Source organism: Erythrobacter sp. SN021 (genome assembly GCF_021864455.1).
This window is the reverse complement of sequence record NZ_JAKKUW010000006.1, coordinates 210374-231651: the sequence shown is the minus strand read 5'-3', so window position 1 is coordinate 231651 and position 21278 is coordinate 210374. Positions and strand designations below refer to the sequence as shown.

23 protein-coding genes and 1 tRNA gene are annotated in these 21278 nt (G+C 63.7%); 12 read left to right on the top strand and 12 right to left on the bottom strand.

All coding sequences use genetic code 11. The annotated features are described in order from the left end of the window. Positions 1-16: 16 nt before the first annotated feature. Positions 17-505 carry a thioredoxin family protein gene (locus L5849_RS13930; protein WP_236926068.1) on the bottom strand — a complete coding sequence of 163 codons (489 nt, stop codon included), beginning with the start codon at positions 503-505 and terminating at the stop codon, positions 17-19. A gap of 2 nt (positions 506-507) precedes the next feature. Continuing rightward, positions 508-1650 (bottom strand): flavodoxin-dependent (E)-4-hydroxy-3-methylbut-2-enyl-diphosphate synthase, encoded by a 1143-nt coding sequence (ispG, locus tag L5849_RS13925; RefSeq protein WP_236926067.1) that lies wholly within the window; start codon positions 1648-1650, stop codon positions 508-510. Between the two features lie 361 nt (positions 1651-2011). Here ispG and L5849_RS13920 point away from each other — a divergent pair, with 361 nt between their 5' ends. Next, positions 2012-2563: a DUF2799 domain-containing protein gene (locus L5849_RS13920; protein ID WP_236926066.1), complete on the top strand. Its 552-nt coding sequence runs from the start codon at positions 2012-2014 to the stop codon at positions 2561-2563. Between the two features lie 27 nt (positions 2564-2590). Here L5849_RS13920 and L5849_RS13915 read toward each other — a convergent pair whose 3' ends face one another. Genes L5849_RS13915 through L5849_RS13900 form a run of 4 tightly spaced genes read right to left on the bottom strand, consistent with a single transcriptional unit; the run spans position 2591 to position 4573 of the window. After that, a complete protein-coding gene (locus L5849_RS13915) occupies positions 2591-3232 on the bottom strand; it encodes a DUF1109 domain-containing protein (RefSeq protein ID WP_115415837.1) in 642 nt (213 codons plus the stop codon). A 1-nt stretch (position 3233) separates the two neighbouring features. After that, on the bottom strand, positions 3234-3764 hold the full coding sequence (locus tag L5849_RS13910) for a sigma-70 family RNA polymerase sigma factor (RefSeq protein WP_236926065.1): 531 nt from the start codon (positions 3762-3764) through the stop codon (positions 3234-3236). Between the two features lie 30 nt (positions 3765-3794). Then, positions 3795-4253: a DoxX family protein gene (locus tag L5849_RS13905; RefSeq protein WP_236926064.1), complete on the bottom strand. Its 459-nt coding sequence runs from the start codon at positions 4251-4253 to the stop codon at positions 3795-3797. Between the two features lie 32 nt (positions 4254-4285). Further along, entirely contained in the window at positions 4286-4573 is a 288-nt protein-coding gene (locus tag L5849_RS13900) for a DUF2282 domain-containing protein (RefSeq protein WP_115415840.1), read from the bottom strand. 196 nt (positions 4574-4769) lie between these two features. Here L5849_RS13900 and L5849_RS13895 point away from each other — a divergent pair, with 196 nt between their 5' ends. From L5849_RS13895 to L5849_RS13885, 3 genes are all read left to right on the top strand, one after another. Beyond that, a complete protein-coding gene (locus L5849_RS13895) occupies positions 4770-5048 on the top strand; it encodes a hypothetical protein (RefSeq protein ID WP_236926063.1) in 279 nt (92 codons plus the stop codon). A gap of 107 nt (positions 5049-5155) precedes the next feature. Then, complete coding sequence (locus L5849_RS13890; RefSeq protein WP_115415842.1) at positions 5156-5992, top strand: DUF692 domain-containing protein; 837 nt, start codon at positions 5156-5158, stop codon at positions 5990-5992. Continuing rightward, positions 5989-6831 (top strand): DNA-binding domain-containing protein, encoded by an 843-nt coding sequence (locus tag L5849_RS13885; protein WP_236926062.1) that lies wholly within the window; start codon positions 5989-5991, stop codon positions 6829-6831. The genes L5849_RS13890 and L5849_RS13885 overlap by 4 nt, the downstream gene beginning before the upstream one ends. On the opposite strand, the gene L5849_RS13880 is transcribed toward L5849_RS13885, so the two are convergent. Beyond that, positions 6756-8843: a S9 family peptidase gene (locus L5849_RS13880; protein ID WP_236926061.1), complete on the bottom strand. Its 2088-nt coding sequence runs from the start codon at positions 8841-8843 to the stop codon at positions 6756-6758. The genes L5849_RS13885 and L5849_RS13880 overlap by 76 nt on opposite strands. 102 nt (positions 8844-8945) lie before the next feature. Further along, complete coding sequence (locus tag L5849_RS13875) at positions 8946-10154, bottom strand: mechanosensitive ion channel (RefSeq protein WP_236926060.1); 1209 nt, start codon at positions 10152-10154, stop codon at positions 8946-8948. A 109-nt stretch (positions 10155-10263) separates the two neighbouring features. Here L5849_RS13875 and L5849_RS13870 point away from each other — a divergent pair, with 109 nt between their 5' ends. Next, positions 10264-11361: an isoaspartyl peptidase/L-asparaginase family protein gene (locus L5849_RS13870; RefSeq protein ID WP_115415846.1), complete on the top strand. Its 1098-nt coding sequence runs from the start codon at positions 10264-10266 to the stop codon at positions 11359-11361. Here the strand turns inward: L5849_RS13870 and bla are convergent, their stop codons facing one another. After that, a complete protein-coding gene (bla, locus tag L5849_RS13865) occupies positions 11362-12291 on the bottom strand; it encodes a class A beta-lactamase (protein ID WP_236926059.1) in 930 nt (309 codons plus the stop codon). Next, positions 12288-13181, bottom strand: a complete 894-nt coding sequence (locus L5849_RS13860) for a prephenate dehydratase (protein ID WP_236926058.1) — start codon at positions 13179-13181, stop codon at positions 12288-12290. The genes bla and L5849_RS13860 overlap by 4 nt, the downstream gene beginning before the upstream one ends. Before the next feature lie 136 nt (positions 13182-13317). On the opposite strand from L5849_RS13860, the gene L5849_RS13855 reads away from it, so the two are divergent. After that, positions 13318-14025 (top strand): cytochrome c family protein, encoded by a 708-nt coding sequence (locus L5849_RS13855; RefSeq protein ID WP_236926057.1) that lies wholly within the window; start codon positions 13318-13320, stop codon positions 14023-14025. A 65-nt stretch (positions 14026-14090) separates the two neighbouring features. Here the strand turns inward: L5849_RS13855 and L5849_RS13850 are convergent, their stop codons facing one another. Further along, on the bottom strand, positions 14091-14756 hold the full coding sequence (locus L5849_RS13850; RefSeq protein WP_236926056.1) for an RlmE family RNA methyltransferase: 666 nt from the start codon (positions 14754-14756) through the stop codon (positions 14091-14093). Positions 14757-14864: 108 nt separating this feature from the next. Further along, positions 14865-16082, bottom strand: coding sequence for a Ppx/GppA phosphatase family protein (locus L5849_RS13845; protein WP_236926055.1), 1218 nt, complete (start codon positions 16080-16082; stop codon positions 14865-14867). A gap of 187 nt (positions 16083-16269) precedes the next feature. On the opposite strand from L5849_RS13845, the gene L5849_RS13840 reads away from it, so the two are divergent. From L5849_RS13840 to L5849_RS13815, 6 genes are all read left to right on the top strand, one after another. Further along, positions 16270-16343, top strand: a tRNA-Gln gene (locus tag L5849_RS13840). A 65-nt stretch (positions 16344-16408) separates the two neighbouring features. Beyond that, positions 16409-17560, top strand: a complete 1152-nt coding sequence (locus L5849_RS13835) for an acyl-CoA dehydrogenase family protein (RefSeq protein WP_370459232.1) — start codon at positions 16409-16411, stop codon at positions 17558-17560. A gap of 27 nt (positions 17561-17587) precedes the next feature. Further along, positions 17588-18667, top strand: a complete 1080-nt coding sequence (locus L5849_RS13830; protein ID WP_236926053.1) for a CaiB/BaiF CoA-transferase family protein — start codon at positions 17588-17590, stop codon at positions 18665-18667. A 25-nt stretch (positions 18668-18692) separates the two neighbouring features. Further along, on the top strand, positions 18693-20111 hold the full coding sequence (locus L5849_RS13825) for an aldehyde dehydrogenase family protein (RefSeq protein ID WP_236926052.1): 1419 nt from the start codon (positions 18693-18695) through the stop codon (positions 20109-20111). After that, complete coding sequence (locus L5849_RS13820) at positions 20111-20566, top strand: MaoC family dehydratase (RefSeq protein WP_115415855.1); 456 nt, start codon at positions 20111-20113, stop codon at positions 20564-20566. Before L5849_RS13825 ends, L5849_RS13820 begins: the two co-directional genes overlap by 1 nt. A 50-nt stretch (positions 20567-20616) precedes the next feature. After that, the gene (locus L5849_RS13815; RefSeq protein WP_236926051.1) at positions 20617-21273 is read left to right on the top strand and encodes an exopolysaccharide biosynthesis protein; all 657 of its coding nucleotides are present in this window, start codon (positions 20617-20619) and stop codon (positions 21271-21273) included. The last annotated feature ends 5 nt before the right edge of the window (positions 21274-21278 follow it).

Genomic DNA, 21278 nt, shown 5'->3' with positions numbered 1-21278 from the left:
TATGCCCAAGGCGGTGTTAAATCGCGGTAAAGCCCAGCAGCTCCGCATAGATTGCGTCGGCATCCCGGCTTGCCGCATTGCGCCAGGTGGTGGCGGTTTCTGCGTTCACCAGCGTCCCCTGCGAATCGATCACCAGCAGGTTGGGCGTGCCCGGCAGCGCTTCGAGACCGAAACGGCGGGCGATGTGCAGATTGTGGCCGTCATCGGTCTGCGGCATTCCGACATTGACGATGACCAGTTCGAAATGTTCGTCGATCAGTTCCGCAAAGCGCGGCGTTTGGAGCAGGCCGGCCAGTGCCCGGCTGTCGTGACACCAGTTTGCGCCCATGACCAGCAGCACTTTGGTATCGCGTTCACCCGCCCGCGCCAGTGCCGAATCCACGGCGGCGGTTGCATCCAGCTGGGCATCGTAAGCCCGCGCTTCGGGATGGTGAGACGCTTGGGGTGCTGGTGTGTGGGAACACGCTGCCAAAAGCAGCGCCAAACCGGCAGCGATGCAACGCATTGCTATTCCGCCGCCTCTCTCGCATGCGGATCGAAGGCCACCGCCTCGCCCGCCTCGATGAGTGCCGCTTTCTCTTCCACCAGTTTCACAATGTGGTCGAGCATGTCGTCCGACTGGACATGGTGGTCGGTCACGCCCGAGAGGTAGACCATGTGTTTGCCATTGCCGCCGCCGGTGATGCCGATATCGGTCTCGCGCGCTTCGCCCGGGCCGTTGACCACGCAACCGAGCACCGAGAGGCTCATCGGCGTCTTGATGTGTTCGAGCCGTTTTTCGAGCGTTTCGACCGTGCGGATCACATCGAAACCCTGGCGCGAACAGCTCGGGCAGGACACCACCCGGACGCCGCGTGTGCGCAGGCCTAGGGCTTTCAGAATCTCGTAGCCGACCTTCACTTCCTGCTCGGGCTCGGCAGAGAGCGAAACGCGGATCGTGTCGCCGATGCCCGCCCACAGCAGGCTGCCGATCCCGATCGAGCTCTTCACCGTCCCGCCGACAAGGCCGCCCGCCTCGGTAATGCCGAGATGCAGCGGGCAATCGACCGCTTCGGCCAGCCCGTGATAGGCGGCTACCGCGAGGAACACGTCGCTGGCTTTCACCGCCACCTTGTATTCGTGGAAATCGTGGTCCTGCAGCAGCTTGATGTGGTCGAGCGCGCTTTCGATCAGCGCTTCGGGGCAGGGCTCGCCGTATTTTTCGAGCAGGTCCTTTTCCAGGCTACCGGCATTCACTCCGATGCGGATCGCGCAGCCATTGGCCTTGGCCGCGCGGACCACCTCGGCCACGCGCTCGCTGCTGCCGATATTGCCCGGATTGATGCGCAGGCAGGCCGCGCCCTTGTCGGCGGCCTCGAGCGCGCGCTTATAGTGGAAATGAATGTCGGCGACGATCGGGACGCCAGCCGCCTTGGTGATCTTGTCGAAATGCTCGGTCGATTCCGCCGTCGGGCAGGAAACGCGAATAATATCCGCGCCCGCATCCTCGCAGCGGCGGATTTGATCGATCGTCGCGCCCACATTCTCGGTCGGCGTATTGGTCATGGTCTGCACGGTAATCGGCGCATCGCCGCCTACGGGGACGTTGCCGACCATGATCTGGCGGGACTGGCGGCGCTCGATAGTGCGCCAAGGGCGGATGGAAGACATGGTGCGCGATATAGTCCGTGGAGCATGAAGGGGCAATGACAGGGCATATATGGTGCTGCACGAATCGCCCGATCACTCTGGCAATCTCTCTGGTGACCGTGATGGGGTTAGGTCGCCCTGAGTTTCCCGGCCGACCTGCTTGGAACGATTTCGGGTGCAATATCGGGAATGGCCGGTGGGGCGGTGGTTCGGGCCTTGGCCGTGGAGGGGGCTGCTTCCGAAGGCCCCATGGCGTGCGCCGCATGCCGACCGCACAGGCCGAAGCGTGCTTTCTGTAGGATGACCGGACAGTTCACAAGGACGTCATCACCCGGGTCTTAGCGGCTGTCGTCGAGGAAATGCACAGCAGCAGAGGGAAAACATGGCGATCGGAAAACTCAAACTGACCTACGCAAGCACAGTTCTGATCGCAGGCCTATCGGGTTGCGCGACGATTTCGGAAAAAAGCTGCGCCTATGACGCATGGTATGATGTGGGTTTTCGCGGAGCGATGGCCAATCACGATCGAGCGGACTATCTCGACGACATCCTCAAGGATTGCGGGAAGCACGGTTTCGAACCGGATATCGCCGAATTGCAGCGTGGCTTTGCGGATGGGACTGAGCGCTTTTGCGAGCCCGATAACGGGTTTGCCTGGGGGCGCGCCGGACACGGCTATAACGGGATCTGCCGCTCGCCCGAGTTTTCCAATGCCTATGCCGAAGGTTATCACATCTATGAAATCGAGACACGCCGATCGGCGATCGTCTCGCGCCTGTCGTCGATCCGGTCCGAGCTGGAAAAGCTGGAGAAAAAATTCGACGAAGACGAACTGACGGAAGAGGAACGGGGCAAGGCCCAGCGCAAGTACGACAAGCTTCGGCGTGAGCGCAAAGATCTCGGACGTGAGCTTGAGGCTCTGCCCTTCGTCTGATCGGCCCGCCGGTGGTCTGCGGTCGGATTACCACCGCACCAGCGGAGGGACGCCAAGGCGCCCGACCAGCGCGCCGAGAGCCACCGGCAGGGCATGCCAGATGCCGAGGTGGGACAAGGTGTCGATCGGGCAGGCCAGGCCATAGGCGAAGCTTCCCAGCGCCCCCGCCGCGATGCCGGTGAAGGTCCCGGCAAGCGTGGGCGAGACCGGTGCCCCGCGCCGCAGCCAGCCGACCAGCGCGGCAAAGGCCAGCACGCTAAAGGCCGAACCGGCGAGGAAACAATCGAGCCCGTAGGGATCGTGCGTGACCTCGTGCGGATCTCCGTGAAAGCCGAGCATCACCAGCGCCGCCACCGGCAGCACCGCGAACATCGCCAGCGACCAGCGCGCGCCATCATGGCTGTTGCCGACGCGCGGTCCGGCCATGCGCACCACGGCCAGCGCCGTTGCCACACCGAGTAGGCCCAGCATCCCATTGGCGATGAAGAAAAATGCCGATGCGTGGCCCGACAGAACGCCGCGCCATAGCCCGTCGAGCAGTTCGACCGCGAGGATCGTGCCGACGACGGCCAGCGCGACCAGCGCGATGCCATGCGCCAGCTTCATCGGCCGGACAGGCGACAGGTCGGCCGCGAGTTCATCGATCAGGGGGTTGGGGACCCGGTTCATGTCAGTCTGCTTTCTCTACGAGCGCGGACAGCTTCTTGAGCCCGCGATGGATGTTCACTTTGACCAGGCTTTCGCTCTGGCCGGTCTTGGCCGAGGCTTCCGCGATCGAAAGCCCCTCGATTTTGACGAGTTCGATGACGTCGCTCTGCTTTTCCGGCAGGTGGACGAACAGCCGTTCCAGGCTCATCCGCGCCATCACGGCCTCTTCCTCGCTGTCCTCGGCGGCGTCGTGATCGCCCAGCTCGTCTTCCGCCTTGCGATAGACCTTGCGCAGGTGGTCGATCCAGCGATAGCGCGCGATCGCCGCCAGCCAGGGCAGGAAGGCGCGGGTCGGATCCCAGGTCGCGCGCTTGGCGTGTACGGCCATCATCACCTCCTGGACCAGATCGTCGAGCTGCGCCGGGGCGACCCGGCGGCGGAAATACCGTTCGAGCCATAGCTGGATTTCGGAGAGGAGAACGCGATAGGCGTTGGCGTCGCCCTTTTGCGAGGCGGCCATAAGCTGGGCGAGGCTGGCTTCGTCGGCGATCATCGCGTTTCTCTCCCCGGAACCGGCAGGCTATCAGCTGGCGCGGCGCGAGGCGAGCAGCGCGTCGAGCGAGAACAGCCCGCCGCCGCGCGAAACGAGTATCGTCGCCATGGCGACCCACAAGATATGCGTCTGCCACCAGGCTTCGGGATAGACGAAGAGCTGGATCACGAGTGTCATGATCAGCAGCGACAGCGCCGAGAACCGCGTAAAAAGGCCGAGCACCAAGAGTATGGGGAACAGGTGCTCGGCCAAGGTGGCCATCGGGGTCGCGATGGCCGGGGGGATGGGCAGGCCCGGATATTCGTACTCGAACAGGAAATAGGCCTGATTGCTGATCGAGAGCAGCGAACCGTCCTCGACCTTGGTGCGGCCCGAGCGCCAGAAAATCCCGGCGAGGGCCACACGGGTAAGCAGCAGGGCGAGCCCTTCCGGCACGCGCGACGCGAGCCAGGCGGCAAGGTGATCGTAGCGGGTGAGTAGCGTCTGCATGGCTTACCTCGTGTGGCTGGGAGCAGGATCGGTCAGCGCTTGATGGCGGTCAGCGAACCCTTGCCCTTTGGGGTGGAGATCTTCTCGCAACTGCCCTTGGGGACGAGCTTCCAGGCATTGCCCTGGTAATCGCGGGTGGAGGTGCCGGCGCAGCTTGTGCCCGGGCCGGCGGCGCAGTCGTTCTCGCCGGCCTTGGCGACACCGTAGCATTTTTCCATCGCGGGTTTCTTCTGCGCGGCGGCGGGGGTGGCGGCAAGACCGGCGGCGACGCTGGCGGACAGCGCCATACCGGCGAGACGGGCGATAGATTGGGTGTTCATGTCGGTATCTCTCTCGAAAACATCACTTGGGGGGCGCCCCGGCAAAAACGCCGGAACTGGCCTGTCATTCGGGCGCATGCCGGGCGTCGTTACAGCGCGACGAAAAAATTTCGGCGGTGTAACCGGAGCGGGGCAGCGGGCGAATGACCCCCGTGTGCGCAGTCCCGCGCATCACGATCAAAAGGGATCACGTCCAATGACTGGCATTCGCAAACCCGCCGCAGCCGCAGCAGCCTTCGCGCTTTCCTCCATGGCTGCTTTCGCTGCCGAACCGCCCGCCGGCAGCACCGGCCGTGCGCTCGGCGCGGAAGACACCGTCCATTGCTACGGCGTGCATTCGTGCAAGGGACAGGCCGACTGCGCGACTACCGAGAATGCCTGCAAGGGCCAGAACGACTGCAAGGGCCACGGCTTCAAGGCGATGAAGGCGGGCGATTGTCTCGCCAAGGGCGGCACGATCGGCGACCTCGGCTGATCCCGTCCCTTGCGGTTTCGGGCCTCAGGCTCGAAGCGAGGCCCGGCAGGCCTCTGTTCCCGCAACTCTGCCGGGCCACCCCTCCCAAGCCCGATCATGGAGAATGCATGAGCGCGATTGCCCCTTTCGACGGTTTCGGCCTCGGCCTCCGGCGGACGCATTACGCCGATTTTCTCGATGGCGAGGTCGAGGTGGATTTCGTCGAGGTCATCTCCGAGAATTACATGGTCGAGGGCGGCAAGCCGCTGCGCGTGCTCGAACAGGTGCGCGAAAAGCACCCGGTGATCCTTCATGGCGTGTCGATGTCGATCGGATCCGCGCAAGGGTTGGATGAAGATCACCTCTCGCGGCTGCGCACGCTCGCCAACCGGATCGACCCGCTATGGATTTCCGATCATCTGTGCTGGACCCGCACAAGCGCGCATAACAGCCACGACCTCCTGCCGCTGCCGCTAACGACCGAAGCGCTCGACGTCGTCTGCGCCAATATCGACCGCGCGCAGGACGCGCTTGGGCGACCGATGCTGTTCGAAAACCCGTCGAGCTATCTCACCTTTCCCGAAGACGAGATGGCCGAATGGGAATTCCTGTCGGAGATGGCGCATCGTACGGGATGCTACCTGCTGCTGGACATCAACAACGTCTATGTCAGCGCGCACAATCACGGGTTCTCGGCGCGCGACTACATCGCCGGGCTCCCGCTCGACCGGGTGCGCCAGATCCATCTGGCAGGGCACGAACCGGGCGAGATCATCATCGACACGCACGACCGCGCGGTGAGCGACGGCGTATGGGAGCTTTATGTGGATACGATCGCGCAGCTCGGGCCGGTCGCGACGATGATCGAGCGCGACGACAAGATCCCGCCGCTGGACGAGCTGCTCGCCGAACTCGAGCTTGCGCGATCGCTGGGGCGGGGCAATGCGGGGGCGATCGCGGCATGACCGGCCTTGCCCAGCGACAGGCGGCCTTTCTCGGCGCGATCCTCGACGACGAGGCACCTTTGCCAACGGGCTGGGGCGGCAAACGCGCGCCGGGCCTCGCGATCTATCGCAACAATTACCGCTCCTCGCTGGTGGAAGCGCTGCGTTCGACCTTCGAGAGGACCGAGCGGCTGGTCGGCGAAGATGCGTTCCGCCGTGCCGCTGCGCATCACTGCATCATGTATCCGCCGCGAAGCTGGACTCTCGACCTCGCCGGGAAGGGCTTTCCCGAAACCTGCACCGAGCTGTTCACATATGATCCCGATGTGGCCGAACTGGCTGCGCTCGAATGGGCGATGCACGAGGCATTTGTCGCGCGAAACGCAAAGCCGCTGACCACCACCGGTTTCGGGGAGGTCTGCGCCACATTCACCGAAGGCGACTGGGAAGACCTTACACTGACCTTGGTGCCCGACCTGCGCGTGACTGGCGCAAGCCATGATCTCGTTCGCCTCTGGTCTTCCCTCGCAGCCGATACCGCGAAACCGGATGTGGTCCCGTTCGGAGAGGCGCAATGTGCTATCGTCTGGCGTGAGGGCGAACGACCCGTCTTCGCTCTTCGCCCGGCATGGGAAGGCGCGGCGCTGGACGCGTTTCACAGGGGCGCGACATTCGGCGAAGTCTGCGCGGCGCTGATCGAAACGCTGGGCGAGGAGGCGGCGATCGCCGAAGCCGGCGCAATGCTGGCCCGATGGGTCGGCGAAGGGCTGATCGAACAACTGGCTCAGGGGGTGGAAACCTCGTCCGCCGCTACCCCGCTCTCGCCCTTGGCGCCCGACTCGTCCTTGTCGGTCCGGTAACGGTCGAACCAGGCGAGGATGTTCTCGGTCTTGGCAATCAGGCGCGATGGGCGCGCGGCAATGCCATGCGAACTGCCCGGCACGCGAATAAGCATGGTGTCGACGCCGCGCAGCTTCAGCGCCTGGTAGAACTGCTCGCTCTCGGTGATCGGCGTGCGGTGGTCTTCCTCGCCCGTCAGCAGCATGGTCGGCGTGGTGACATTGCCGACCAGGCTCAGCGGCGAGCGTTTCCAGTAATGCATCGGGTCCTCCCACGGCAGGGCGGGGAACTGATGATGCGTCTGGAAAATATAGCTGTCGGCCGTCAGCGTCTTCGATAGCCAGTTGATCACCGGCTTGGCCGCCACCGCCGCATTGAAACGGTCGGTCAGCCCGACGAGATAGGCGGTGGCGATCCCGCCTGCCGAACCGCCGGTGACGAAGAGATTGTCCTCGTCGATAAAGCCTTTCGCGATCATCGCATCGACGCCCGACATGTGATCGGCGGCGTCCTCCTCGCTCGAATACTTGTGCTCGAGCAGCAAAGCGAAATCCTCGCCATAGGAGGTCGAACCGCGATGGTTGTCGTAGAAAACGACGTAGCCCTCGGCGGCATATCGCTGCACCTCGGCGCTGAAATGCGGACCATAGGCGGCATGGGGGCCGCCATGGATCTCAAGGATCAGCGGGTATTTCTTCCCCGGGTCGAAGCCGGGGGGCGTGACGTACCAGCCCTGGATCTCGGTGCCGTCGAAACTCGAGTTATAGGTGATCTCGTGCACTTCGCCGAGCGTTCTGTGGGCGAGGAGGTCCTCGTTCAGGGCCGTAAGCTGGCGACTGCGGTTGCCGCTGCGCACGGCGAGATCGGCGGGCCGCTGGCTGGTCCCCGCGGTCCAGGCCAGCGTGCCGTTGGCCGCAACATCGTAAGTGCCGCTTGTATAGGGACGTCCAAGCGTTGTGCCGCCGAGACCCTCCGCGACCGTTGTGACACGACCGTCCAGCGACACACGGCCGATCTTCTTCTCGCCGCGATCATCGAAGGTGAAATAGATCGCGCGGTTGCCGCCCCAGCGGATATCGCCGACTTCGCGATCGAGGCTTTGGGTGAGATTGCGCGCGCCGCTACCATCGGCATTCTTCACGCACACATCGATCTGCCACACCGGTCGCTTGACATTCGGCATGCAGACGAAAGCCACACGCCCACCGTCGGGAGAAACCTGCGGATTGCCTTCCGCCCCGCTGCCGGAAGTGAATTGGCTGAGCGCGCCGCTGCCGACATCGACCGTATAGATGTCGCTCTCGACCGTCTGCAGTTCCCAGCCCTCGTTGCGATTGGCGGAGAAATAGATGCTTCGGCCGTCGCGGCTCCACGATAGCGGTCCGTCGTGATCGAAATCGCCTTGGGTCAACTTGCGCGGCGTGCCGCCATTTGCGGGAACCACGAAGACATGGCGGAAGGCCGGGTCGAGGAAGCCCCGGCCATCGCGGCGGAACTGGGCGTGATCGATCACCTTGACCGCGGCCGACCATTTGGCGCCTTCAGGCTTTTTCGGCATCTTGGCCAGCGGCTTGCGCTCGGCATCGACATTGCTGGTAAAGGCGATCCATCGCCCGTCGGGCGACCAGGCCAGGCTGCTCGCGCCGCTGTCCAGACTTGCCACCTGCTGAACCTGTCCGCTGTCCATCCATCGCGTGTAGATCGCGGCACGGTCGTTGGAGTCGCGCCCGGAATATACAATGCGGCGACCGTCGGGTGACCATTCGGCTTGGCTTGCCCCGTCGACTACCAGGCGCGGTTCACCACCGACCACGGGGACCATCCAGATCGCCCCCTCGGTCCGGTCGGACATGATGTCGTTCGAGCGGCGGACGAAGAGAACAGTGCGACCATCGGGCGATATCCTCGGGTCGTCGGCATATTCCAGCGCGAATACGTCCTCGGCGCTGAATGTCGTATCGTCCTGCGCCGCCAGTGGTGCCGCCGCGATTAGCGGTCCGGCCAAAACCCATGCGCGGAAAAGGCTTCTCATCTGCCTGGTCTCCCTATTTCGTGGGATGCGGCGTAGCACAGAAAAAGGGGCGCGGAAGGTCTAATCCCGCGCCCCTTTAGCGTTCCCCAAAGGGTGTTATGTTCAGGCGCCCGGAGGCAAGGGATCGTCCGTTTTCGGGGCCGATCCGGCAAGATCGCTGTCCATCTGTTCGAGCTTCCTTGCAGCCCAGTCGCGGCCGCCGAGACCGAAAGCGAGCGCGCCCGCGACCGCAATTCCCGCGATGAGGATGGTCAGCGCATTGGCCGGGATCATTCCGCCGATGCCGGTGAATTGCAGTCCCATGAAGACGAACAGGATGATCGTTGCCCAGCGGACGATGGTGGCCGCAGTGCCGCTCCCCGCATCGCCCGCTATCAGCCGCGCGAGCAGGTTGGCGATCAGGAAGCCGAAGGCGATGACCACCGCCCCGAAGATTACCCGTCCGCCCAGTTCTAGCAGTTGATCCAAGATCACGGTCAGTTCGGGAAAACCGAGCAACCGTGTAGCCGCGATGGCGAAGAACAGGATGATCGCGACTTGCACCACACGGGCGATGATGCCCGATGCGGTGGTGCCGTCTCCGACCAGTCCGGTTTCCGCCAGTGCCCGGTCGACGCCAAGGCCCGGCAACACCTCCTTGATGATTTGCACCACGAATTTGCTGATCAGATAGCCGATACCCAGCAGCACCGCCGCGGCGATGATATTCGGGATGGCGGCGAAGATCATCTCGAGCATGCGCGAAGCCGGACCGCTGATCGAATCGATGCCAAGCTGTTCGAGCGCGGCGATCGCCACCGGAATGGCGATCAGGACATAGATGATCGTGCCGATGGTCTTGCTGATCGTGGTGTTGCCGGTGACATTGTCGACCCCGCCGCGATTGGCCCATTTGTCGAAATCGACCGTTTGCAGCGTCGTCACGACCAGGTCGCGCGCAATCCGTGCAACCATCATGCCGATGAAGAAGATCAGGCCCGCCCACAGCAGGTTCGGGAGGAAGGCGACAACATTCTCGAGCAGGCTGTCGATCGGTCCCGCAACACCGCCCAGTTCGAGGATGTTGAGAATGATCAGCAACCCGAACAGCCAGATCAGCAAGGATACGATCTTGCCGAGCGATTCTCCCAGCGACTGGCCGCTGCCGGTTCCGCGCTTGAAGAAATCGACAGCGTCGACGAGTTTGGCGAAGGCCCATTTCGCCGCGCGTGCGGCGAGCCAGGTGATGACGAGCGCAACGATGGCCAGCAGGATTTTCTCCCCCAGCTCCATCGCCAGCTGTTCGTCGAAACGATAGCGATCGAAAATCATGAAACCTCTCCCCATTGGTTTCCGTAGCGTCAGGGCTATCACGGTGTCGGAAATCTACAAAATCCTTGTGGGGGATTGAGTGGATAACTCGCCGTGCTATCCCTCTCGCATGAGAGGATTTTTCACACCGCTAGTCCGCGCTTTCGCCGCGATTTCGATTTTGTTCGCATATCCTGCGGCGGCGCAGGCCGATCCGGGATGGTCGATCGCCATCCATGGCGGAGCCGGGACCATTGAACGCGAAAACATGACGGCGGAGCAGGACGCCGCCTATCGCGCGGCGCTGCAGAACGCGCTCGATGCCGGCGCCAAGGTGCTGCGCGAAGGCGGCAGCGCGATGGATGCGATCCAGGCGGCGATCGAACCGATGGAGGACGATCCGCTGTTCAACGCCGGACGCGGCGCGGTGCTGACCTGGGATGGCGATATCGAACTCGACGCTTCGATCATGGACGGGCGCACGCGCGATGCGGGCGCCGTGGCGGGCGTCACCGGTATTCGCCACCCGATCGAGCTTGCCCGAAAGGTGATGACCGACAGCCCGCATGTCATGCTGGCGGGGGGCGGGGCAGAGGCATTCGCGGCCGAGCAAGGCCTGGAACTGATGCCGCCCGAATGGTTCGAGACCGAGCGGCGCAAGGAAGCGCTCCAACGGATGAAGGCTCGGAAGCTCTCGGCGATCGACGTCGATGTGAAGTTCGGAACGGTCGGCGCGGTGGCGCTCGACAGCCAGGGCAACATGGCTGCGGGCACCTCGACCGGCGGGATGACCGGCAAACGCTGGGGTCGGATCGGCGATGCGCCGATCATCGGTGCGGGCACCTATGCCGACAACCGCGCCTGCGCCGTCTCGGCCACGGGCTGGGGCGAATTCTTCATTCGTGTCGGCGTTGCGCATGAGATCTGCACGCGCCTGCGCTATCGCTATCAGACGGAAATCGGCGCAGCGCAGGCCGAAGTGCCGCGCGACAGCGAAGGGCAGCCGACCTATATCGTCCATGCCAGCGAGTTCGGGCTCGATGCCGCCCAGGCTCAGGAAGAGATCGATGCGGTGATCGCCGAGGTCGGTGCGCTGGGCGGCGACGGCGGCGTCATCGTCGTGACGAGCGAGGGCCATCCGCTGTTCAGCATGAATAGCAGCGGCATGTATCGCGGCCGCGCCACCAGCGATGGCACGAACGAGGTGGCGATCTACGCCGACGAATAGCTAGGTCGGCAAGGGCGAATCGAGTCTTCGCGCCCATTCGGCTAGGAGCCTTCCCACTTGCGCGAAGGCAGCGTCGACTCTTTGGCCATCGATCGGTGCCCCGACAGGGGACTGATGATACACGGCAAAGAATGTGGGCGCTTCAGAGGGATCGAGCGCAAAGCCGATATTTCCGCGCAGATAACCCATTCCTGGATGCGCGCCCGAATTGCCGGTCTTGTCGCCAGCGACCCAGTCTTCGGGCAGCCCCGCCCTCACGCGCTTGAGACCGGTTGTCGATTCGATCATCCACTGGCGCAGTTCCCGTCGCCGAGGTGCTGCGAGAGGCGATTCGCTGTTCGTAGCGAGCATTTTCGCGAGTGTGCGAGCCATGGCTACCGGCGTCGTCGTGTCGCGGACATCGCCTTCCGGGACGAAATTCACCGCGGTCTCCATCCGGTCGAGCCGCGAGGTCTCGTCGCCGAGCCTGCGCCAGAAGGCCGTCAGTCCGGCAGGTCCGCCGACCCGGTCGAGCAGCAGGTTGGCCGCCAGATTGTCCGACACGGTCTGGGCGGCATGAGCGAGTTCGCGCAGCGTCGCTCCCTGCGCGACACGCTCGCCGGTGAAGGGTGTGTGGAAGATGAGATCGTCGGCTGTCCAGGTCACTCGCTCGGAAAGGTCGAGTGTGCCGTCCTGTCCGAGCGATAAGACCTGTGCCGCGAGCGATGTCTTGAAAGTGGAACACATGGGAAAACGTTCATCGCCGCGATATGCTATATGGGCGTGACGTGCCGGAGCGTGGAACGCAACGCCAAGCCGCCCTCCCAGTGCCCGCTCTAGGATACGAAAGGTCGCTGAGAAGCGCCCGTCCGCGCTCCGGTCGAGAGGCACGCAGGCCATGCCCGCCAGAGCCGCTGCGCCTGCAATCATGCTGCGTCGGTCGAGCGTCATCCGCGCTTCCGTGCCTGCGCATAGCTGCCCAGCAGACGGACCTCGTTCGTCTGGAAGGCGAGTTCCTCCAGCGCTGCATCCACGCGCGGATCGCCCGGGGCGCCTTCGATATCGGCAAAGAACTGCGTTGCCGCGAAGCTCGCGCCCTTTTGATAGCTTTCCAGCTTGGTCATGTTGACGCCATTGGTCGCGAAGCAGCCTAACGCCTTGTAGAGGGCGGCGGGGATATTCTTCACCTCGAAAATGAACGTGGTCATCGCCCGTGCGCCTTCGAGCGCCGTGGGATCGCGCGCCTCCTTCGCCAGCACAACGAATCGCGTCGTATTGTCATGCGCGTCCTCGACTTCGCGCTCGATAATGTCGAGGCCGTACAGGTCTGCCGCCAGCGCCGGGGCGATGGCTGCGACATCCCGCCGGCCACTCTCCGCAACGAAGGCCGCCGCGCCCGCTGTATCGGCATGGCTGAGGCCGATGATCCCGCGTTCGGACAGGAATTTGTGCGACTGACCGAGCGCTTGCGGATGGCTGTAGGCGGCCTCGAACGGACCCGGGCCGAGCGCAATCAGGCAGTGCGTGATGCGCATGAAATGTTCGGCCACGATGGCCAGACCGCTGCCGGGAAGCAGGAAGTGGATATCGGCCACGCGGCCGTGCTGGCTGTTCTCGATCGGGATCATCGCGCAGCCTGCCGCACCGCTTTCGACCGCTTCGAGCGCATCTTCGAAGCTGAAGCACGGCAAAGGCAGCGCATCGGGAGCGAACTGCATAGCCGCCTGATGCGAGTTCGAACCCGGCGCGCCGCCAAAGGCAATGGCGCGCATGGGATCTTGCGCTGCGGCGGCGCGCATCGAGTCGACGAGGGCGAGAGCGGGCTTGGCGAATTGGCGCATGGTCCGAGCGGCGTTACGGATGCGTTGTGATCGCATCAAGCGCTATTGCGCCCTGCGCACTTGCGCAAGGCGTGCACGCGCACTAGAGCGGCGCGCAACCATCAGACCAACCGATTTTCGCCGGGTATATTTGACAATGGACGATCGCTTCAACACCGCCGCAGGCTGGGCTCTCTTTGCGGGTATCGTGGCCCTCGGTGGTTCCATCGTTTCGGGGATGTATTTCCACGCCGACGATGGCGGGCTGCCGGAGGGTGCGGAACCCGGGTATTTCATCGAAGGGGAGGCAAGCGAAGGCGGCGCCGATGCCGGACCCGATTTGGGGACTTTGCTGGCCAATGCGGATGCCGCCGCCGGCGAGCGCGTTTTCGCCAAGTGCACGGCCTGCCACACGATCGATCAGGGCGGTGCCAACGGTATCGGTCCCAATCTTTACGGCGTCATGGGCAAGGCGATTGCCGGCGGCGCGGCCGGTTTCGCCTATAGCTCGGCGCTCAGCGAAAAGGGTGGCCAGTGGACATGGGAAAACATGGATGCCTGGCTGACGAGCCCGCGAGGCTTTGCCAATGGCACGAAGATGAGCTTCGCCGGCCTCGGCAAGCCTGAGGACCGGGCCAATGTCATGGAATTCATGGCAACTTACGGGGGGGCACCGGCCAAGCCCGAGCCCGCCGCTCCTGAAGAAGAGGTTGTCGAAGGCGAGGATGCGCCGGGCGCCGGTCCCGGTCCGGTCGAAGGCGCCGAAGTGGGCGCCGCGGAAGCTGCTGGCGGGATGAGCGCCGATCAGCCGGTTGCCGCCGACAATGCCGCGACCGACAATGAGGGCGCAACCAAGGTCGACTGACCCCGGTTTCGTTATCGATCAGTTTCGAAAACCCCGCCCATGGCGGGGTTTTTTGTGTCCTGCGCCTATACGCCGCCCTTGAAGCCTTGCGCGATGACGTACCATTCGCTCGAACCCTTACGGCTGGCGGGCGGTTTGGCGTGCTTGACCGTCTTGAAATGCTGTTTGAGCAGTTTGAGCATGTCGTTGTCGGTTCCTCCGGCGAGCACCTTCGCCAGAAAGGTTCCGCCGGGTGCCAGATTCTCGATCGCGAACCAGGCCCCTGCCTCTACCAGCCCCATGGTACGCAAATGGTCGGTCTGCTTGTGGCCCACGGTATTGGCAGCCATATCGCTCATGACCAGGTCGGCCTTCCCGCCCAGCGCGTCTTCCAGCACTGCGGGGGCCTCATCGTCCATGAAATCCATCTGGAAAATGGTCACGCCTTCGATGGGCTCGACTTCGAGCAGGTCGATGCCCACCACATGGGCTTTGGGCTTCAGCTTGCGCACCACCTGGCTCCACCCACCCGGCGCGATACCGAGATCGACGACGCGCGTGACACCTTTGAGCAGGTCGAACTTCTCGTCCAGCTCGATCAGCTTGTAGGCGGCGCGGCTGCGATAGCCTTCGGCTTTGGCCTGTTTCACGTAAGGATCGTTGAGCTGGCGTTGCAGCCAGCGGGTCGAGCTCGCGGTGCGTTTCTTCGCGGTACGGACGCGCGTGTCGCGGTCTTTGCCTGAGCGTGCCATTATGATTGGGTCCTTGCTTGGTACGCCTTCGACCTCCATCGAAGGCTTGCTGGAACAGCCGAAAGGGAAACGCGGAGGCGCTTCCCGCACGCATCAAACACACCGAAATCAAACATCCTGCTCTCGCATTCGCTGGACTGCCGCGCGGCTGCGTTCGCCTTCGGCGTCGGCGGCAATCAAGCTGCGCAATATGCCTTCGCGAATACCGCGATCGGCCACGCCAAGCTGTTCGGCGGGCCAGATGTCGAGGATCGATTCGAGAATAGCACAGCCGGCAATGACGAGATTCGCCCGATCGTCGCCGATGCAGGGCAAGCGCTTTCGTTCCGATGCGCTCATGCGCGACAGCCTGGTCGAAATGTCGCGCATCGCCAGCGAGGGCACGATCAAGCCATCGACCGCGCGCCGATCATATTGGGGCAGCTCCAGATGCAGGCTGGCCAGCGTCGTCACGGTTCCGCTGGTGCCGAGCAGCCGGATCGGATCGGGCGCGAAGGTATGTTCGCGGATCCGTTCGGCGAATTCGGCGAAACTGCGTCCGACCGTGCGGCGCATCTGGACATAACGATCGAGCCGAGCGTCCTCGCTTTCGTCTGTCCCATCGACCATGTCGGTGAGGGAGACCACGCCCCAGGGAACGCTCAGCCAATCGAGAATGCGCGGGACTTTCTCACCCGGCTGCACCAGCACGAGTTCGGTGGAGCCGCCGCCAATATCGAAAATAATCGCCGGGCCGTTGCCTTCTTCCAGCAAGACATGACAGCCAAGCACGGCGAGCCGTGCCTCTTCCTGGGCGGAAATGATATCGAGCATGATGCCGGTTTCGCGCTGCACCCGTTCGATGAACGCTTCGCCGTTGGATGCACGACGGCATGCTTCCGTGGCGACCGACCGGGCGAGCCGAACATTGCGGCGGCGGAGTTTCTCCGCGCAGACATGCAGCGCCGCCACTGTGCGTTCCATCGCCTCGTCGGACAGTTTGCCACTGGCCGCGAGTCCCTCGCCCAGGCGAACCACGCGGCTGAAGGCATCGATCACGGTAAAATTCTCGCCCGATGGCCGGGCTATCAGCAGGCGACAATTATTGGTGCCGAGATCGAGTGCCGCATAGGCCTGTCGCCGCGGCGGGTGGCCGGAATGTGGGCCGGGCTGGCCGTTCGGCCGGGAAGCGATTGCGCTGTCGCGATGCGGCGCATTACGTTTGCCGCCACGCTTCGTTTCGGGCCGGGAAGGGCGTTTGTAGCGGAAATCGGCTACCTTGCCGGACTTGCCGCCCCGTTGTGTCCCGCGCCCCCTTTTCGTGTCCGGCGGAGTATGGTCCGCCATAGTCGGAGCTTTCTTATTCCTCCCGCGCAAACCACCGTGCACGGGGACTTGGCGGCGATGCTAGCGGCGAAGCGGGGGCGGGGCAAGTGCGCGCGCAACGCACGGGGTTGACCTCGCGCGGCGGCGAAACTAGATGCGCGGCCTCTTCCGGAGCGGCTATGCGATTCTCGCCCGCCCGGACGGCTGATGCCCCGTCGTCTAATGGTAAGACTACGGACTCTGACTCCGTCAATTGAGGTTCGAATCCTCACGGGGCATCCAATTTTCTTATCCCGTTGCCAAACCTTCTCCCGCGCGCCAAAAAGGTTGCAATGGGAGACGGACATTTGAGCGAGACCTTTCCGGAAATCCGCGACGCAGTGCGGCGGCTGTGCGCCAAATTCCCTGGCGAATACTGGCAGCGGCTCGACCGCGAGCGGGCCTATCCGACCGAATTCGTGACTGCGCTGACCGAAGCCGGTTTCCTGTCCGTGCTGATTCCCGAGGAATATGACGGGTCGGGCCTGGGGCTCGAGGCAGCCTGCGCTGTGCTCGAGGAAATCCATCGTTCGGGTTCGAACGGCGGGGCATGCCATGCGCAGATGTATACCATGGGCACCTTGCTCAAGCATGGCAGCGAGGAACAGAAGCGCGAATATCTGCCCAAGATCGCCAGTGGCGAGCTGCGCTTGCAGGCCTTTGGCGTCACCGAGCCGGGGGCAGGGACCGACACGACTCGCATTTCGACTTTCGCGAAGGATGCGGGCGATCACTACGTGGTCAACGGCCAGAAGATCTGGATCAGCCGGGCGGAGCATTCGGACCTCATGGTCCTGCTGTGCCGCACGACCCCGCGCGAGGAGTGCACCAAGCCTTCGGAAGGGATGAGCGTGCTGCTGGTCGACATGCGCGACGCGGTCGGCAACGGGCTGACCGTGCGGCCCGTGCGCACCATGCTCAACCATGCGACGACCGAACTGTTCTTCGACGATCTGCGTGTTCCGAAATCGGCCTTGATCGGCGAGGAGGGCAAGGGTTTTCGCTACATCCTCTCGGGCATGAATGCCGAGCGTATCCTGATCGCTAGCGAGTGCATCGGCGACGGGCGCTTCTTCATCGACAAGGCCAGCGCCTATGCGAAGGAACGGAACGTCTTCGGCCGCTCGATCGGCGAGAATCAGGGCGTCCAGTTTCCGATTGCACGCGCCTATGTCCAATTGTCTGCCGCAGCCGAAATGGTCACCAAGGCGGCCCGCATGTTCGATGCGGGCGAGACGGCCGGGACCGAGGCGAACATGGCCAAGATGCTGGCGAGCGAGGCGAGCTGGTTTGCCGCCGACATGTGTATCCAGACGCATGGCGGTTTCGGGTTCGCCGAAGAATACGATGTCGAGCGCAAGTTCCGCGAAACGCGGCTCTACCAGGTCGCGCCGATCAGCACGAATCTGATCCTCAGCCATGTGGCGACGCATGTGCTGGACCTGCCCAAGAGCTTCTAAAACAACGAAATCACCGAGGAGAGAGAAATGTCGAGCAACGGTCCGCTGACCGGCCTCAAGGTCGTCGAATTTCAGGGCATCGGCCCGGGGCCGCACGTGGCGATGATGCTCGCCGATATGGGCGCCGAAGTGGTGCGGATCGAACGCGCGGGACACCAGCCGATGAATCCGGTGGTCGAACGCGCGCGGCATCGTGTCGCGGTCGACCTCAAGAGCGAGGAAGGGCAAAGCTTTGTCAAGACGGCGCTCAAACATGCCGACGTGCTGGTCGAGGGCTTCCGCCCCGGCGTGATGGAGCGCCTCGGCCTCGGCCCGGACGAGATGCTCGCGGCCAATCCGCGTCTCGTTTACGCGCGGATGACTGGCTGGGGGCAGGACGGACCGCTGGCGCAGGCCGCGGGGCACGACCTCAATTATATCGCGATCACCGGCGCGCTCGACGCGATCGGCAAGCGCGGCGAACTGCCGGTGCCGCCGCAGAATCTCGTCGGCGATTTCGGTGGGGGCTCGATGTATTGCGCCATGGGCATCCTCGCCGCGCTGTTCGAGCGCGAGCGGAGCGGCAAGGGGCAGGTGGTCGATGCCGCCATCGTCGATGGCGTCACCAGCCTGATGAGTTTCTTCTATGGCCAGCCGCACAGCGCGCTGCGCACAGTCGAACGCGGTGCGGGCCTGCTGGGCGGGGCGGCGCATTTCTATCGCTGCTACACCTGCAAGGACGGCAAGGAGATCAGTGTCGGCGCCATCGAGCCGCAATTCTATGCCGAGCTGCTCCAGCGCGCCGACGCGCCCGAGCATCTGCGCGAGGCGCAGATGAACCCCGCGAAGTGGGACGACTACGCCGAAGACCTCGCCGCACTTTTCGCCACGAAAACGCAGGCCGAATGGTGCGAGCTGCTTGAAGGGACCGATGCGTGCTTCTCGCCGGTCGTCCCGCTCGACCATGCAAAGGACCATCCGCACATGAAGGCACGCGGCGCCTTCGTCGAACATGGCGGCCGCTGGCACACCGCGCCTGCCCCGCGTTTCGACCGCACGCCGAATACCATTCGCGACAGTGCGGAAGACGGCGATCAGGTGGTGGCGCGCTGGGCGGAAGGGGGCTAAACGCACGCGCAAAGGAGAGATTCCCATGCGCAATTGCACCAAGTTCTACATCGACGGCCAGTGGGTCGATCCGGTCGAGGAAAACACCCAGCCGGTCGAAAACCCGGCCACCGAGGAAACCATCGGTCACATCAGCTTCGGCACAAAAGCCGATGTCGACAAGGCCGTGGCCGCTGCGCGCCGCGCGTTCGAGAGCTTTAGCCAGACGAGCAAGGAAGAGCGCCTTACTCTGCTGCGCGCGATCCAGGCCGAGATCGAGAACCGCAAGGAAGAGCTCGCCACTGCGGTGAGCGACGAAATGGGCGCGCCGATGAGCCTTGCGAGCGGTCCGCATGTCGGCCTGCTGGCCGGGCACTGCCAGAAGGCAATCGAAATCCTCGAGGGCTTCGCATTCGAACGCCAGGACGGACCGACGCTCCACGTATGGGAGCCGGTCGGTGTGGTCGGCATGATCACCCCGTGGAACTGGCCGCTGAACCAGATCGCCTGCAAGGTCTTCCCCGCGCTGGCGACGGGCAACACCATGGTATTGAAGCCTTCCGAAATCGCGCCCTTCAATGCCTATATCTTCGCCGAGATCATGGATGCGGCGGGCGTTCCGGCAGGGGTCTTCAACCTTGTCAATGGCGACGGGCCTGGCGTGGGCGAGGCGATTTCCGGCCATCCCGATATCGACATGGTTAGCTTCACCGGCTCGACCCGGGCGGGCATTCTCATTGCCAAGAACGCCGCCGACACGGTCAAACGCGTGGCGCAGGAACTGGGCGGCAAGAGCCCGAACATCGTGCTCGACGACAGCGCCTTCACCCAGTCGGTTGCCAAGGGCACCGTCGCCATGATGGGCAATTCGGGCCAGACCTGCACCGCGCCGAGCCGCATGCTCGTGCCGCAGGGGCGCATGGAAGAGGCCAAGGCCGCCGCCAAGGAAGCGGCCGAGGGCGTGATCCCGGGCGATCCTAAGGGCAATGCCGCGATCGGCCCGGTCGTCTCCCGTACGCAGTGGGACAAGATCCAGGGCCTGATCGAAAAGGGCATCGAGGAAGGCGCGACGCTGGTCGCGGGCGGTCCCGGAAAACCCGAGGGGCTGGAGACCGGCCACTACGTCAAGCCGACCGTCTTCGCCGATGTCGACAACGACATGACCATCGCGCGCGAGGAGATTTTCGGGCCGGTCCTCTGCATCCTCGGCTACGAGGATTACGACGACGCCATTCGTATCGCCAACGATACCGAATACGGCCTTGCCAGCGCGATCACGGGCGAGGATTTGGAGACCGCCCGCAAGCTGGCCAAGCGCATTCGCGCCGGCCGGGTCGCGATCAATGGCGGCTACGATCTCAACGCGGCCTTCGGCGGCTACAAGAAGTCGGGCAATGGCCGCGAATGGGGCGAGTGGGGCTTCCACGACTTCCTCGAAGTGAAAGCCGTGATGGGCCACGGCTGATGGCAGGCAGGCACTTCGACGAATGGCAGGTTGGCGACAAGCTGACCCATGAAATCCGGCGCACGGTGACAGAGGCCGACAATCTCTTCTTCACCGTGATGACTCACAATCCGCAGCCGCTCCACCTCGACGTGGAAGCGGCGAAGGAAAGTGAATTCGGGCAGATCCTCGTCAATGGGACCTATACTTTCTCGCTTATGGTGGGGCTGAGCGTGGGCGACACCACGCTCGGCACGCTGGTCGCCAATCTCGGCTACGACAAGCTGGTCATGCCCAAGCCGGTGTTCATCGGCGATACGCTGCATGCGACCAGCGAGGTGATCGGATTGCGCGAAAGCAAATCGCGCCCCGATACGGGCATCGTCACTTTCCTGCACGAGGCGGTGAACCAGCGCGGCGAAGTGGTGTGCCGCTGCGAGCGGTCGGCCCTGCTCAGAAAGAAGCCCTCGAAATAGGCGCGTAACCTTTCTGCTCCTCGCGCGTTTGGTGCGCTAGGGAGAGCGACGTGTCGAGCAAGGAACCGGAAAGCGTCGAGGAAGTCATCGGCGAATTGGACGAGCTCGCCTCGAAGAGCGATGCCGTGCGTATCCGCGATGTGCTCGACGATTTCGGTGGGCGCAGTTTCGGCCCCTTCCTCCTGCTCCCCGCCTTGCTCGAAATCACGCCGATCGGCGGAATTCCGGGCGTGCCGAGCTTTCTGGCCGCAATCATCGCGCTGATCGCCATGCAAATGCTGATCGGCAAGGATCATGTCTGGCTGCCCGGTTTCGTCGAACGACGCGCGATCGAATCGAAGAAGCTGCACAAGGCGGTCACGAAGCTGCGCGGCGTCGCCCGGTGGCTCGACGATCACAGCCGCGACCGTTTCGACTCGTTGACACGAGGCGTATGGATCAAGGTTGCCGCAGTGGCGGTTCTCCTCTTGTGCGCAACGGTCCCTCCGCTGGAATTTCTGCCATTCGCCAGCTCTGCGCCGATGCTCGCCATCGCGGCGATCGCCCTGGCCCTGATTGTACGGGACGGGCTGGTTATGGTCTCGGCCCTGTTGCTGGCAGCGGCGGCGCTTGGCGGCGGAACCTACTATTATTACACATCGGACGGAGGCGAAGGCGCGGGTGGCATGGTTCTCGCGCCATCCTGGAACGCAAGCCACCGGGCTTGACCGCT

Excerpts from the sequence above, each read along its gene's own strand:
- L5849_RS13850 (WP_236926056.1), bottom strand. The coding sequence starts at position 14,756 with ATGGCACGCTCAGGCAAAGACCGCGACACGCGCGTCCGTACCGCGAAG.
- L5849_RS13860 (WP_236926058.1), bottom strand. The coding sequence starts at position 13,181 with ATGCGCCAATTCGCCAAGCCCGCTCTCGCCCTCGTCGACTCGATGCGC.
- L5849_RS13820 (WP_115415855.1), top strand. The coding sequence starts at position 20,111 with ATGGCAGGCAGGCACTTCGACGAATGGCAGGTTGGCGACAAGCTGACC.
- ispG (WP_236926067.1), bottom strand. The coding sequence starts at position 1,650 with ATGTCTTCCATCCGCCCTTGGCGCACTATCGAGCGCCGCCAGTCCCGC.
- L5849_RS13900 (WP_115415840.1), bottom strand. The coding sequence starts at position 4,573 with ATGAACACCCAATCTATCGCCCGTCTCGCCGGTATGGCGCTGTCCGCC.
- L5849_RS13855 (WP_236926057.1), top strand. The coding sequence starts at position 13,318 with ATGGACGATCGCTTCAACACCGCCGCAGGCTGGGCTCTCTTTGCGGGT.
- bla (WP_236926059.1), bottom strand. The coding sequence starts at position 12,291 with ATGACGCTCGACCGACGCAGCATGATTGCAGGCGCAGCGGCTCTGGCG.
- L5849_RS13870 (WP_115415846.1), top strand. The coding sequence starts at position 10,264 with ATGAGAGGATTTTTCACACCGCTAGTCCGCGCTTTCGCCGCGATTTCG.
- L5849_RS13895 (WP_236926063.1), top strand. The coding sequence starts at position 4,770 with ATGACTGGCATTCGCAAACCCGCCGCAGCCGCAGCAGCCTTCGCGCTT.
- L5849_RS13930 (WP_236926068.1), bottom strand. The coding sequence starts at position 505 with ATGCGTTGCATCGCTGCCGGTTTGGCGCTGCTTTTGGCAGCGTGTTCC.
- L5849_RS13915 (WP_115415837.1), bottom strand. The coding sequence starts at position 3,232 with ATGAACCGGGTCCCCAACCCCCTGATCGATGAACTCGCGGCCGACCTG.
- L5849_RS13845 (WP_236926055.1), bottom strand. The coding sequence starts at position 16,082 with ATGGCGGACCATACTCCGCCGGACACGAAAAGGGGGCGCGGGACACAA.
- L5849_RS13880 (WP_236926061.1), bottom strand. The coding sequence starts at position 8,843 with ATGAGAAGCCTTTTCCGCGCATGGGTTTTGGCCGGACCGCTAATCGCG.
- L5849_RS13920 (WP_236926066.1), top strand. The coding sequence starts at position 2,012 with ATGGCGATCGGAAAACTCAAACTGACCTACGCAAGCACAGTTCTGATC.
- L5849_RS13825 (WP_236926052.1), top strand. The coding sequence starts at position 18,693 with ATGCGCAATTGCACCAAGTTCTACATCGACGGCCAGTGGGTCGATCCG.
- L5849_RS13830 (WP_236926053.1), top strand. The coding sequence starts at position 17,588 with ATGTCGAGCAACGGTCCGCTGACCGGCCTCAAGGTCGTCGAATTTCAG.
- L5849_RS13905 (WP_236926064.1), bottom strand. The coding sequence starts at position 4,253 with ATGCAGACGCTACTCACCCGCTACGATCACCTTGCCGCCTGGCTCGCG.
- L5849_RS13885 (WP_236926062.1), top strand. The coding sequence starts at position 5,989 with ATGACCGGCCTTGCCCAGCGACAGGCGGCCTTTCTCGGCGCGATCCTC.
- L5849_RS13890 (WP_115415842.1), top strand. The coding sequence starts at position 5,156 with ATGAGCGCGATTGCCCCTTTCGACGGTTTCGGCCTCGGCCTCCGGCGG.
- L5849_RS13910 (WP_236926065.1), bottom strand. The coding sequence starts at position 3,764 with ATGATCGCCGACGAAGCCAGCCTCGCCCAGCTTATGGCCGCCTCGCAA.
- L5849_RS13875 (WP_236926060.1), bottom strand. The coding sequence starts at position 10,154 with ATGATTTTCGATCGCTATCGTTTCGACGAACAGCTGGCGATGGAGCTG.